This is a genomic window from Flavobacterium sp. LC2016-23 (assembly GCF_009674775.1).
Lineage (GTDB): Bacteria > Bacteroidota > Bacteroidia > Flavobacteriales > Flavobacteriaceae > Flavobacterium.
The window spans coordinates 178,603-192,669 of the sequence record NZ_WKKE01000002.1 but is presented as its reverse complement, the minus strand read 5'-3'; the positions used below and the strand labels follow the sequence as shown (position 1 = coordinate 192,669).

The window sequence follows — 14,067 nt, the reverse complement described above, 5'->3', positions numbered from 1 at the left end:
AATACCTAACAGATTTAACACCTGCTATAAAACGCTAAATCCAAAAAAAACTTTTAGCATTCCTACTCGTTTCCTCCGCCACTTTATCTAAAGAAATCCCTTTAAACTGCGCCACTGTTCCCGCCACAAAAGGCAGAAATGCGGGTTCGCAACGGCGTTCGTGGTATTTTTTCAGGAGGCTGTTGGGTACATTTTTCGGGAGCATGAAGGGCGCATCGGTTTCGATCATCATTCGGTCGAGCGGTACGTATTGTATCACTTCTTTTAAATGCTCAAAACGTTTACTGTCGGATATCGCTCCCGTAAAACCCAAATAGAATCCGTTATCGAGATAGGTTTTGGCTTCGGGCAGACTTCCGGTGAAACAATGCACGACTGCTTTTGGCAATTGCGGCAAATAGTCTTTGGTAATGTCCATAAACTTTGCAAAAGCGGCTCTTTCGTGCAGGAACAAAGGTTTCTGGACTTCAATCGCCAGTTCTAACTGGGCTTTGTAACAGTTTTCCTGTACATTTCTGGGCGAAAAGTCACGATCAAAATCGAGTCCGCACTCGCCTACTGAAACTACGTGTTTCTGCTTTAATAAATGGCGCAGTTTTGAAATGCTCTGCGCATCAAAACTCTTCGCATCATGCGGGTGAATTCCGGCTGTTGCGCACAGTACTCCGGGATATTGTCGGGCGATTTCAGCCGAGGCTTCGCTATTTCGGACGCTGGTGCCGGTGAGTATCATTTTTTCTACATCAGCATCGAGTGCGTCTTGTACGACATCGTCTATGTCGTTTTGGAATTGTTTATTGGTTAAATTAATTCCTATGTCTATGTATGTATTCATTTATTTTTAAAGTTGCAAAGGCTCAAAGGGGCAAAGGTTCAGAGGTTTATCCGCTTTGAGTCTTTATTATTATTTGTTTTTTGCCTTGAAGGCGTTAAGAGACAAAGTTCTTTTCTTTTGTCTGTTTTTGATCACGCAATACCGATGACTATCGGGAGCAGAGTCGCAAGTCTTTTTGATAATTCTTTTAATCACGCAAAGGCGCTAAGACGCAAAGTTTTTGACACACAGTTTGTCATTTCGACCAAAGGGAGAAATCACACCAGTAATTCGACAAAGATTGGCGATTTTAGGATCGGAGTTTCTTGTGTGATTTCTCCCTTTGGTCGAAATGACACAAAATGAGAAATTATTACTTTAAAAACTTAGCTGCTTAGAAACTTAGCACCTTAGCATCTTCCAATCAAAAATCCCCATAATACACCTGGAAGCAAGGTAATTTCAGGTCATTTCTCCAGGTATCTACTACCTGGTTTCGGTCGTCTAAAACGAATTCTACAAAGTACTTGTCTTTTATAAACTCGTGATAGATTTCGGTTTTGATGATCGAATCTTTTCGGCTGTCGTGGGTTTTACGCATGATCAGGTCATCGTATTCGATTTCGTGTTTTTCGAGAAAACGCAAGGTCGGTGCTTTGTATCGGTCTTCTCTTCCGGAAACCAATAGTATCTGATATCCCAACTTTTTGTAATTTCTCAGAACATTCGCGACCGGAGTATTGATTTCGTCTTCGTCGCATTTGCTGGCATCAAAAGGATTTCGCCCGTTCATTAAGGCCAGGGTTCCGTCAAGGTCACAAATTATGGCTTTAGGCAGGTTGGGGTTTTGGGTGCAGTATTCCAAATTTTTGTTCACTTTCTTTATCGGTTTAAAATCGAATTTTTCTTTTGTTTTCTGCAATTGATGGTACATGTTTTCAATCACTTTTTTGGGAACTTTTCGGTCTCTCTTTTCATTTCGGGTCAAAAGCTCTTCTAACGGTAAGTCAAACACTTTAAATTCAATATTGGCCATTTCCGAAAAATCATTTATCGGTTGTTTGAGGTATTCTGTTTTCACGTTACAAGTATCCAGAATTACATTCCATCCATTCGAAAGCAACGTTTTAATTTGTCCGTTAACGATTTTCGAGATCATACTTTCGGCTGCAGGATCCATCGCTTCCTGAAATTGCGAAAACCTGATTTCATCACGGCTTATTCGCATTGTTTTAGGTTCAGTTCTTACTTTCCACTCGGCGAAAGTACTTTTCCCTGATGCCGGACAGCCTGCAAGTATCGTTAAGGTTGGTGTCTTTTTCATGTTCTGAATTTTATTATAATCTTGGATCTAATGTTTTTTCTATTTCTTCGTTATTGATTCGCTTTAAAAGCAACAAACGTATGAGGTAATTTTCTTCTTCTAAATCTTTATACGGGACCTGAAGCATTTTCTGATTGATTTCCCAACCGTTTATCGATTGCTCCAATTTCTTCCTTACATTCCTTTTTTCTAAGTAATGATCAAAATCCTGATGGAAATTGACACCGTAGATCATCGTAAGATAATTATTGTTTCTGACTTTAAAACACGGTGGCAAATTCTTAATGTAATTCTTAACCGGTTTAATCATGATTCCTTCTTCATTGTCAAAGGTCAGTTTTTCGAAAAACGAATAAATCTCACCGAGCTTTTCTTCTTTATTTAAATCCGTAATTTCCAGATGTAAAAAAACATCATCGTTTACCAATTCATAAGTCAGATTGCTGTTTGGCAATATCTCATTTCCAGAACTATTGACCACTTTTAAGATCGTAAAAGGTTTAAAATGCAATTCGGCTTCATCTCCAAAAGTATCAATCTGATTTTTAAAAACCTGTAATGATTCTTCCTGTTTTGCTACATCCGGAATTTTTACAGCTGCCAAAGCTTCGTACTGACGCACAATATGCGATTTATGTTTACTGCCAAATTCTTTTCTGGTAAGTTGTTTTTTATCAGAAATATAGGTTGTAAACGCTTCCGATTCTTTTACATTTTCCAGTTTTTCAAGTAATCCTGAAGACTGCAAATAGGCATTGTGTGTTTTTAAAGCGTCGTAGTATCCCGTAAATTCCTTCTCGATTAATCCGGCTCCCAAAACTTTCCAGGGCAATAATTCTGAAGCAATCAAAATCGTATCGAAATCCGGAAAAGCTGTTACCATTTTTGCATGCAGATCTTTTAGGCTGTTTATTGCTTTGTCTACATCAATATGATCCATCTTAAAACCGTTTCGGGAAACGAAATATGTTTTTTCGATGTTTCTTTTCAGGTAGATTGTGCAATACGAACCCATGTATTTTTTCTGAACTACAAATTCGTTTACCCCTTTTCCCAAATAATAATTTACCGCTTCCTCAATGCTTTCAATTTCATTTTTTGTTTTGCTTTTTGGAGCCGGTGAAATGGTTGGCGAAAAATCGTTTATCTTGTTTTTGCAAAACCACTCTATTCTGTTTCTTACTCTATAGTCTAACATCTTTTACTTTTTTTGAATGATTACGGCACTTGTTGGATAAACTCCCTTTACACAATCTCCTACGCCATAAAATGATTTGGGATTTGGAAAAATTTCATTGATCAATTCCCTAAACTCCGAATTTGATAATTCAAAATCGTGATCGTCGTGCCTGAATTCCTCTGTCATTTCATAATTTACATTAAAATCCTTATCCGGTGTTGTCACAAATAATTGGGTAAAATTGGTATTGTCGCGAATCCAGATCAATAGTGCTTTTGCTTCTTCAAACGAATTATGCTCAATTACTTCGCTTAAAATCACCTGACCTTCAAAGTCTTTTATTTCTTCCAAACTTTCAATCCATCGTAAATTATCTGCATTTTCTATTGCTGTAATTTTATCTGCAATATGCTTAAAATTAACTTCATCATAAGCATGATATTCCTGCGTAAATCCTTTTTTAAGCAATAATTTAAAATACTGTAATTCACCGCAGCCAAAGTCTAAAACAGGTTCTTCAAAATTGATTTTACTGCAAATAAATTCTTTTCGGGACTGATGTGTGTCGGTAAATACAAATTGCACTTCATTATCAAAATAGGCTTCTAACTGTGGTTTAAATTTCTCAAATTGTACCGGAGAACGCATGATTCTTTTTATAAAAAGATAAAACACGAAATACGGAATGCCCGAAATATTGGTTAACATCGTGATATGCTTTTGAATAAAATAATCATCTATATAGGTGTAAACCGCATATTTATTGGTGAAGTGCGAAAACAGAGCTACAAGCGAGAATTTTTGCAACGCTTCCCTCACCGTTTTACCTTCGATCTTTAATTCGTAATTATTACCAATTTTATGATTGAGTGAAATTCCGTCAATGTACTTCGACAAAAGATAACGATCATTCTTGTACCATCCGGAATCAATGAAAAAAGTCGCCACTTCGATGGTACATTTTTCAGTATCCACTTCATTATAATTTTTGCTAAGCCAGGAAATTACTGTTTCGCTTAAACTTGCACTTTCTTTATACAAATGATTGAAAAATTCGGTTGACATATTCAAAGCCAGTAACGGACTGCAATAACTTTGAAAATCGATTTGGTTTCCTTCTTCCGGCAAATAACTATGTTTGCCATCTAAAAAAACACAATGATATTCGTTAGCAGAAACAACGTTCCCGATTACAATTCCGTTTTTTAATTCTTTTAAATAAAGTCCCTGATCCGTATTTGGATTTTTATAAAGGATATCTAAAAAGTATTTATTCTCTGATGTAAGTTTTATAATCATTGTGTTTTCTTTTGTTTGACAAATATAGTTTTGTCAGTGCGCAGTTATTTTGCGCAGGTATTTTTTTTTAAGGGACAAAGTTGCAAAGGTTCATGGGGACAAAGGTTTTATTTAGCCACAGACTGTATGGATTAAAATGATTTTTTTTCATTTCGAGGCACGAGACCCGAGCGATAGCGAACAGACGAGGTAAATCTTCGCAAGTAACTCCGCAACGAGAATCCAATCTTTGTAGAGCTTCTCACAAAGATTTCTCCTTCGTCGAAATGACAAACGGTGCGTTTTACTTTAGTAAAACACTTTGCAAAGACGCACCGCAGTGCGCCTCTACAAAACCTTTGTACCTATGCCTCTATGAGCCTTTGTACCTTTCCTCTAATCAATTAATAATTGTGTTACTGCTGCCGGATTCATAGCCCATTGCGCTGTATACATCTCATCAGCAATTTCATTTTCGGTGATTGTTAAACCTTGTGCTTCCGCTTTAAGTTGTAATAAACGACCAATATTCAATTTGCTGCTTAGTTTGGCCAACAATGCCTGAACTCCTTTACAATCCAAACCTTGCACAACCTGACCTCCGAAAGTCATCTCTAACCAAACGATTTCTCTTTTGGCTACATCCAAAATTCCAAAAACCAAACCTTTGGCAACGTTTTGCGTCACACGCACCTGATGATCTACACATGACGGATCGCATGCCACTCCGGTTTTCTCGGAGATATTCATCGGGTATTTGCTGTTCATCCAGCCGACAACAAGATTTGGCGTGATGCTTCCGTTGCTGTAGGCGTTGCAGGTAAAAGTTACAAATTTGGCATCGGCTTTGGCCAATTCGTCAATGTTGATGTTGATATATTCGGCGGTTCCGATTTTATTCGGAATGCTTCGGATATCACCACTATGCTGACAACCTGTTGTAGTCAGTCGGCTGAAAGAACAAATATCTGTACTGTTTGCATACGCGATATGACAGCTTAAGTCCATATCTAAATGCTGTGCCGGTAAATCCTTTCCCCATTGCATAAACAATCGTACTTCGTTGCCTTCAATCGGGAAACGTGTTCCCATTAAAGCAACCGGTAAATCCTGAACGGTATCGCTTCGATCTCCTATAGCAACCGGAATATTAAACAATTGCGGATCGATATAGATCGTTTTGTTTGTATTGGCAATAGCTGCAAATCTTTTTTTCATGGCCAAAAGACACAATTCTTCGATTTGATTTTTCATTGCTTCCAATTGCAGCTCATCGTACAATTTCAATAAACCGTTTGGTTCAATTCGTTTGTTGGTTCCACCCAAAGGTTTCACACTTCTGTGCATGTTTTTATCAAAGTAATTCTGAGCATACATATTTAAGGTAAACACGAGTCGGGCCGGAACTTTATCGATGATTTCTTCAAAATGTGCGATGGTCTCGTCTGCACCAAACCATAACATATTGGAGAATAAGGAACGCGCAAACAATCCCGGACGCTGTTTCAGCAATGCAAATGTTTTATCGGCATCAAATTTTAATCGTGACGTGTTCACTTTGCTTTGCCAAACGTCGTATACCTGATTGTAAAACACATCCATCAAAAGAGCTAATTTTTCAAAACCTTTTCTTTTGCTGTATTCTGCCAAACGCAACGCCCGGATAAAACGAACCCACATTCCTCTTTTCGGATGCATTATTTCGCACATGGCTTCTGCTTCCATATCCAGATTATTCAACCAATTGGCTACCATCAAACATTCTTTACGGGAATATTTTAATTTCAAATCTTTTTGAGAAGCAATTCTTGCCTGCGCACTTGTATCTAAAACAAAGTGGAAATGCTGCGCGTTTTTTGACGCACGTTTCACTATCGTTTTTGGCTCAATGATCTGTAACATTCCCGTATTTTTATACCATAAGTATCGTAAGATATCCGTTGGCGTTTTTAAAAATTGAGCCGCTTCGGCTTCGTTACCGTTTTCAATCAAAAGATCGATCACCAGCATCAAAGTTTCCTTCATTGCAATATCGATTTTTGGCAAAGGCAAGTATTGCATTGCTGTTTTTAAACTATCCACTTGCGTAGCGTCTAAAGCCGTTTTAGATTGCAATAACGATTTGTAAAAGTCTTCCAACTCTTTTTCTGTCCACAATTCCAACACTTTCAATTTACTTCCTTGTCCGAAGTTTTCGATTGTACCAAATGCAAACGGAGTTCCGCAAAACGGACAACCATTGTATCTTTCCAAAGGAAAAGTATTCCCGGGAATAGTATGTCCGCATGGTAAAGCCGTTCCGTTTTTGGTTTTAAAAACGGTTGCTAAGAAAGTTGTAATATGATCTAAAACTGTTTCTCCAGTCGGAATATTCCATTCTTTCACCAAAGGTGTCCAGTTTTTATCAGTTCCTAAAACTTCATTCAGCGTTTCTAAAACTTCGACTTTATAATTTGGGTTTACATTATTTAAAGCGTGTAATAACGATTCGGAAAATGTAAATCCGAGTTTTGAAACATTGACCATTAAAACCGATGTTGTTCCTGATAAATTTTTGATATCATTCGCTATCATTTCTGATGGAATGAAAATGGCGTTTTGACGCAGACTGATTTTTAATAATGCTTTTGTTTTCATTTTTTTTAATTTTTAAAATTTAGATAATGGTGTTTCTGGTTCTACCTAAAAGATTTGAAGTAAGAAACACTTGACCTGAAATTCGAGTGTAATGGATTAACTGATTCAAAGTGACCGTTTGGTGGGTTCCCCCCGAAGTAAGTTAATCTTGACCCTCATTTTACTACTGATAATTTAAAAACTCGCCGGACTCGAACCGGAAATACCGATTTCTGAAGTAAGTTTTAATTGACCCGTAATAGTGAAGCAGATGGGATTCGAACCCACGACCCGGACATTAAAAGTGTACGAAGTAAGTTTTAATTGACCTTTTGAGGATAATTTCAAAACTACCTGCTCTAACCGCTGAGCTACTGCCTCATTCTAAATTGTGTTAACCGGTAATGGTGTAAGTGTGTACGTGGAAAGTTTTTCGAAGTAACTCAAACTTGACCCTGTTAACGCAATTTTTTATTTCAATGAACTTGTTTTATTTCCTGAGCAAAGATTTCAGAAGTAGTACGCAGTTATTTTGCGCAGTAAAAAAAGAATTCTATATTTGAGTAAAAAAGGAAATGAATCTAAAGCTAAAGTTTACGGAATTGCTCACCAATATTGGTTTTCAAGAAAAAGAAATCCAGCGAAACTGGTCTGATTTAGAAAAAGCATATTCCGGAAAGTCAAGGCATTATCACAACCTTACTCATATAAATGATATGGTTGAATGTTTTGAAACGTATGTGGATCAGCTTCAATTTCCTAACGAAGTATTATTTGCTGTTTTTTATCACGATTATATTTATAAGAGCAGTAGAAAAGATAATGAACTCAAAAGTGCCGAATTTGCTTTGTCTGTTTTACCTGAAAATATTTCATTTGACAAACAATTCGTTTTTGATGCTATTTACGCCACACAGCTCCATGCACACAATACAATTGAAGATATCAACTGGTTAATCGATTTTGATCTGAAAATTCTTGCCCGGGATTGGGATGACTATCAAATTTACTTTGAGCAAATCAGAAAAGAATACCGCATTTATCCTGATTTTCTATACAAGCCCGGACGCGCGAAGGCTTTGAAACATTTTCTGGAGAATGACTTTATCTTTCAGACTGATGAATTCCGGAAATTGTATGAAGAGAAAGCCAGAAAGAATATTGAAAAAGAAATTTTGTTATTAACGTAAATGTACCGTTGTTAAACCCGACAGGTTTTAAAAACCTGTCGGGTTTGTGGTATAGTAAGACCTCAATAAAAATTGCTTTGTGCGTTAATTTATTTCCCGGAATAATTCGGGCAACCGAAACATTTTTTTCGTAAGTCGAATTGATATGTTAACGAAAGTTCATAAATCCCTCCCGTTTTACCAATTTTGGTGGTGTTTAAATCGTATGATAATCCTAGTCGCAAATTTTCATATTGCAATCCGGTAAATAAGTTTACAGATGTCAGCAGATTACCGTTCGCACCATTTTTTGCAGGATTTGTAACCGCTGTGGCTCCAAAAAATATTTTTTCGAATAATATAGAAGCTCCCAAATCAAATCGGTTATAACGGCCTTGCTGCATGTAATTTGAAGTCACAAAAAACTTGGTTTCGTACGGTAACAAAACTGCATCTATATAATCTGCAATTAGAAATTCATAACCGGCACTTAAAGAGAAAAAAGTATTTAGAGGTACATTTCCTTCTGAGCTGAATGCAATGTTTGGTTTGTTTAGATGTTTCATTGACAGACCAATCCAAACTTCATCTGTATTGAAAACCATTCCCGCCGAAACATCAAAAAAGTTGACTTTTCTATTTAGTAAGATAGGATCCATCGAGCTTGGGTTTATTACGCCGGTTCCTATATTGATCTGATCTTCCAGTAATAAATTCTGAAATGCAAACGATTTCATTCCGTAACCCACTTCAATCCCCGGCCTAAAATCCCAATAATCATTTAGTCGGACTTTGTAAGCGTAATTAGCATTGATTTCAGAAAAATTATAGTTTGATATGTTTTCTCTTTGGTTCAAAAAACTGATTCCAAACCCACTGTTTATGTCTTCGCTCCATGTATTTACGAAAGCATAATCGGTATCTATTCTTAAATCAAGATCCGGCCATTGTTCACGGTGAATAATACCTGCATAAGTAGTTTCCATAAACCCGGAGAATCCCGGATTTAAAGTTTCAGGAATTAAAAAATATTGTGTAAAAACAGGATCCTGCGCTCTTGCCTGCGAAAAAAAGCAACATGTTATAAGTATAAAAAATAGTTTTAATTTCATTGTAAATCGTTGTTGCTTTATTTAATTAATGTAAATGCGCCTTTTTCTATCACCGTATGGTTGTAAAAGGTTTTTAAGGTAATTCTGTAATAATAGTTACCATTTTCGGCTTCTAAATCTTTTACCTTTCCATTCCATCCTCTAATATTTGTCCCGGTTTCTGAATATACAACTGCTCCCCAAGTATCGAAAATATCCAGTGTAATGTCTGACAATCCTAAAAATACCGGTGCAAAAGTGTCGTTAAATCCATCATTATTTGGTGTAAACGCATTTGGTATGATAATGCTATATCCTTTTTCTACTTTTATTGTAGCACTATAACTGTATTGGCATCCAAAAGGATAGGTTACCGTTTGTTTTATTGTATAGGTTCCTACGCGGGTATAAATATGCTCGGGGTTTTCTTCATCTGAAAAATTACCGTCTCCAAAATCCCAGGAAACTAAAGTAAAATCTCCTGTCGCTAAATTTGTAAATTTTACGGGATCATAAATCGAATATAAACCAAACATGTCTTTAGCATAAGAACCATTTGTGAAATTGGCCTGACCTAAAACGGGAGTTTCTACATTAAGCGCATAGTCTGCTTTACAGCCAAAACTATCTATAACGCTAAAGATTATTAAACCGTCATTTTCAGTATTCATAATTTCGTTGTTCGCTCCGGTAACAACGCCATCTGACCAGCTTAACGTATACGGGGGAATTCCTCCTTTTACGTGGCCGACAAAAGTTTGTTTGACGTATTTAGTATCGCAATTAAAGTCGGTTATAATTTCTACTGTTGGCGTAAGTTGGTCAAATCGGATAATTTTCCAGGTCTCTGACTGCTTACAGCCATTGGCATCTGTCACAACAACAGTATAATTTCCGGGTACAAGATTTTCTAAATCTTCGGTTTTTTGTCCGTTAGACCAACTGTATGTATACGGCTGGATACCACCTGTTACAACCAAATTGATCTGACCCGTATCGGCTTTAACGCAATCCAACGGATTAGATACTTCTGCTCTTATCTCCAGCAACAAAGGCTCTACAATAGTAAAAGTTTCATGTATTTCGCAATTTTTGGCATCAGTAATTGTTACTGAATATTTTCCCGGACCAATATTATTTCTTTCGATTCCTGCTGTTGCATCATCATCCCAAACGAGTTTAACCGGTACTTTACCACCTACAAGATTTAAACGGATATGAGCATCTTTCTCACCAAAACAAGATATTTGTCTGACATCCGGATTTATGGTAAAAACAGGTGCATTATCTATCAATATAGGAAATTCTTTTGGACAACCTTCGGAATCTGTAATAGTGATTACATAAGTTCCCGCAGATAAATTATTTTGCACCATTCCTGTCCCTAAATTACTCCATTTTATAGTATATGGATCTCCGGTTGCAAACGGAACTCCGCCTGTAATACTATTTATAGTAATTGATGCATTGGCATAATTGTAACATTCTATTTCGGTTTTGGTATAATTTAATTTTATCTCATCGTTTTGAAGTAAAACAACTTGTAAATTATCGGTACAACCGGAATCATCCGTAACGGTTAAGTCATAAGTTCCGGCAAATAAATCCCTTGGATTTTGAACTGAACTTGTATATCCGTTTGGTCCCGTCCATCTGTATGCGTAATTGAAAACGCCCGGAGAAGTTTCTGTAAATCTTCCGCCGCTTGTTTTTACATTAATTTCTCCTGTAGAATATCCATAACACAAGATGTTGACCTGACTTACAAAACTTACCTCCAGTACCGGAGGCTCAATAATGGTGTAGCTTCTCTTTAGAATATCGCAGCTGTTTACTTCTGTAATGGTTACATCGTAAACACCTGGGGCCAAATTGCTAAGATTACCAGCATTAACCGGATATGCAACTCCATCTTTCAACCATTCATATTTATAGGGCACTGTTCCTCCGGTTACGGTAACATTAATATTTCCATTATTAAAACCAAAACAACTTATATCAGTTTTAGATTCCTGTATAATTTCAAATTTACCCGGTCCATTTACATAATAGCTTTTTATAAACGGACATTTGCCATTATCAGTAACCGTTAAAGTATAACTTCCTGTTTTTAAATTAGTAAGATTTTGATCTGAACTCGTAAAATTATCAGGTCCTGTCCATGAAAATGTATATGGATTTCCCGTCGGGAACGGAATTCCTCCGGCAGCTGTTATTGTTATTGCTCCGTCGCTTAAACCAAAACAGGTAACCGTTTTTATCGTTTCAACCACTTTTATTAAAGGGTCTACCGTAACTGTAATTGTAAAATCAGGTCCCGGACAAACTTTCGATATAGGCGATATTTTATAAGTTACTGTGGCAGGCTTATTAGTCTCATTTGTTAAATACTGACTAATTGTCGTTACGGGACTTAGCTGCGCATTGGCGCCACTTACAGCACCAGGAGGAGAAACTACTGGTGTAGACCATACATAAGTTGTTCCTGCAGGCACATTGTCTATGCCATTCGTAACAGGTGTAACCTGAAAAGAAGAACCACTACAAATTTGTAACGTTTTTGGTGTTATAATAGGTGAAAGAACTGTATTTACTGAAAACTTCCTTCTTACTTCGGTAGCTCCACAACTATTGGTAACTTTAAAAATGGCTTCGTAATCCCCACTAGTGGTATAGTTTATCGGGCCCGGATTAAGAGACGTAGATGATGAGGGAGTTCCTCCCGGAAAAGTCCACAAATAACTTATCTCACTGGCTGGAGAACAAGTTTGTTCTACTTTCCCGACAGGCAGTATTGTTGCCGATTTACAAAAATCTGAAATTGGATCTAATGTTATAACGGGGGGCTTTTTTACTTGTATTGCTTTTTCAATATATCTTGGAGTTATTCCACACGAATTCCATGCCGTTAACCTTACATAATAAGTACCCGGTGTCACAAAATTAAAAACCGGATTTTTAGAAGAATAATTAGTTCCATTTGCATAATTCCATTGTCCTCTCCCTGGTGATGTTTCTTTACCGCAGAATCCTTCGGAATAATAGGATACCTCCCAATTGTAATTTTCCTTACCACAGCTTAAACTTGTGTCAGTAGTATTAGTCATTTGAAGATTATTTGAAGCACAAGCATTACCAAAAGTAAAGTCGGGCTGTAATATTGGCTCTACACAGATATAGTGTGGTGGTGGTGTTATTCCAACTCCACATGGTGTTGTAGCACTCAGTGTAACTGCATATTTACCCGGTTTTGTATATACGTGATAAGGATTAACATCTCTGGATGTTGTTCCGTCACCAAAATCCCACGTATAAACATTAAGAGTGCTGCAACCATTAGTATACCCTGCATAAGTTGAATTATTGAAAGATACTGCGTAATTAACACATGCTACAGTGGGTACATAATAACTTATCACCGGCACATCTAAAATAATAATAGGTCCGGCATTAAGATAGGTGCTGCCACAGGAGGTAGTTATCGTTAAATTGACTGTACTACCATTTGTATCGCAATTGGATCTTGTATATTTATGGGGAATTGGAAAATTTTGAGAAGCCTGCGGATTTAATTTATTATAATATACAGAACTTTCTAATTGGGCCTGCGTATAACTTTGATAAGTACCATCTCCGTAATCAACCTGATAATTGGTATCTGAAGGATTTAACCCCCATGAGCCAATAGCAAAATCCATTGGAGCGACAGGCACACATAAATTCGTTGTATTCCCGGGAGCAATAAGTGCACCAATTGGATTATTGGAGTTTTTAACCACATAAGTAATTGAATTACTGCAGGTGTTAGTTCCGTTTGCGGTTATCACCATATTAAAAGAACCCAATTTTTGGTATTGATGCGATTTAGGAAAAGTAACATTTGCTTCTGAATTTCCATCTCCCCAATCTACACTATAAGCAGTAATACAACCCGCTGAACTGGAATTATTTACAACAGTAATCGTATATTTAGGATTTGAGTTATTATCACCACATCTTTCAAAAGGTTTGTTTGATCCCGGATTATTTTGGTCTACAAACTTTAAATCCGGTTTCTGTAATACACTCACAGTTTTTGTAACTGAATTTACTCCTCCATTTGCATCGGTCACGGTAAGTGTTACCGAAAAATTTTGAGAACCACAACCTAACGCTGTAAAACTATGGTTCGGCTTGCTGTTTGTAGCATTTGGAGTTCCATCTCCAAAATTCCATACATATTTAAAAGGACCAACACCGGTAATAACGGGATTAAATGTAACCGGAGTTCCGGAACAAGCCCCGCCATTGCTAAAATTAAAGTCAACAGTTGGTGGTACAATAAGATTTACTTCGGTTTTATCAGCCAGCTTATCTTCTTCGATTTTACTAAAACTATAAACGGATGTACTAAGTATTAAGAGAATATAAAGTGGTAATGAGTAGAGTTTCCTCATAGAAAAGATTTTATTTTGAGGCGTAAAAGTATACGTTTTTTTTTAACAAAAAAATAGTACAACTACTCGTTTTAAAAAGAAATTGAACAGCAAATACGCAACTGTTTTGCGCAGTACAATAAAAAGTGTATTTTTAGAACTGAAGCTTTCAAATGAAAG

The 14,067-nt window shown here is 36.8% G+C and carries 8 protein-coding genes and 1 tRNA gene; 1 reads left to right on the top strand and 8 read right to left on the bottom strand.

Annotated features, from left to right (window positions below; all coding sequences use genetic code 11):
- Positions 1-34 precede the first annotated feature (34 nt).
- From GJU43_RS02405 to GJU43_RS02380, 6 genes are all read right to left on the bottom strand, one after another.
- Positions 35-835: a TatD family hydrolase gene (locus GJU43_RS02405; protein WP_154339250.1), complete on the bottom strand. Its 801-nt coding sequence runs from the start codon at positions 833-835 to the stop codon at positions 35-37.
- Positions 836-1,238: 403 nt separating this feature from the next.
- On the bottom strand, positions 1,239-2,138 hold the full coding sequence (locus GJU43_RS02400; RefSeq protein WP_154339249.1) for an AAA family ATPase: 900 nt from the start codon (positions 2,136-2,138) through the stop codon (positions 1,239-1,241).
- A 13-nt stretch (positions 2,139-2,151) separates the two neighbouring features.
- Entirely contained in the window at positions 2,152-3,336 is a 1,185-nt protein-coding gene (locus GJU43_RS02395) for a hypothetical protein (RefSeq protein ID WP_154339248.1), read from the bottom strand.
- Positions 3,337-3,339: 3 nt separating this feature from the next.
- Positions 3,340-4,617 (bottom strand): hypothetical protein, encoded by a 1,278-nt coding sequence (locus tag GJU43_RS02390; protein WP_154339247.1) that lies wholly within the window; start codon positions 4,615-4,617, stop codon positions 3,340-3,342.
- Between the two features lie 375 nt (positions 4,618-4,992).
- Positions 4,993-7,233, bottom strand: coding sequence for a hypothetical protein (locus GJU43_RS02385; RefSeq protein WP_154339246.1), 2,241 nt, complete (start codon positions 7,231-7,233; stop codon positions 4,993-4,995).
- A gap of 242 nt (positions 7,234-7,475) precedes the next feature.
- Positions 7,476-7,593 (bottom strand) — tRNA-OTHER (locus GJU43_RS02380).
- Positions 7,594-7,787: 194 nt separating this feature from the next.
- Between GJU43_RS02380 and GJU43_RS02375 the strand changes: the two genes are divergently transcribed.
- On the top strand, positions 7,788-8,402 hold the full coding sequence (locus GJU43_RS02375; RefSeq protein WP_154339245.1) for a hypothetical protein: 615 nt from the start codon (positions 7,788-7,790) through the stop codon (positions 8,400-8,402).
- A gap of 89 nt (positions 8,403-8,491) precedes the next feature.
- Here GJU43_RS02375 and GJU43_RS02370 read toward each other — a convergent pair whose 3' ends face one another.
- Together GJU43_RS02370 and GJU43_RS02365 are read right to left on the bottom strand one after the other, a co-directional pair.
- A complete protein-coding gene (locus GJU43_RS02370; RefSeq protein ID WP_154339244.1) occupies positions 8,492-9,493 on the bottom strand; it encodes a type IX secretion system membrane protein PorP/SprF in 1,002 nt (333 codons plus the stop codon).
- 17 nt (positions 9,494-9,510) lie between these two features.
- Positions 9,511-13,908: a PKD domain-containing protein gene (locus GJU43_RS02365; protein ID WP_154339243.1), complete on the bottom strand. Its 4,398-nt coding sequence runs from the start codon at positions 13,906-13,908 to the stop codon at positions 9,511-9,513.
- Between the last annotated feature and the right edge of the window lie 159 nt (positions 13,909-14,067).

Excerpts from the sequence above, each read along its gene's own strand:
- GJU43_RS02390 (WP_154339247.1), bottom strand. The coding sequence starts at position 4,617 with ATGATTATAAAACTTACATCAGAGAATAAATACTTTTTAGATATCCTT.
- GJU43_RS02405 (WP_154339250.1), bottom strand. The coding sequence starts at position 835 with ATGAATACATACATAGACATAGGAATTAATTTAACCAATAAACAATTC.
- GJU43_RS02395 (WP_154339248.1), bottom strand. The coding sequence starts at position 3,336 with ATGTTAGACTATAGAGTAAGAAACAGAATAGAGTGGTTTTGCAAAAAC.
- GJU43_RS02400 (WP_154339249.1), bottom strand. The coding sequence starts at position 2,138 with ATGAAAAAGACACCAACCTTAACGATACTTGCAGGCTGTCCGGCATCA.
- GJU43_RS02365 (WP_154339243.1), bottom strand. The coding sequence starts at position 13,908 with ATGAGGAAACTCTACTCATTACCACTTTATATTCTCTTAATACTTAGT.
- GJU43_RS02385 (WP_154339246.1), bottom strand. The coding sequence starts at position 7,233 with ATGAAAACAAAAGCATTATTAAAAATCAGTCTGCGTCAAAACGCCATT.
- GJU43_RS02375 (WP_154339245.1), top strand. The coding sequence starts at position 7,788 with ATGAATCTAAAGCTAAAGTTTACGGAATTGCTCACCAATATTGGTTTT.
- GJU43_RS02370 (WP_154339244.1), bottom strand. The coding sequence starts at position 9,493 with ATGAAATTAAAACTATTTTTTATACTTATAACATGTTGCTTTTTTTCG.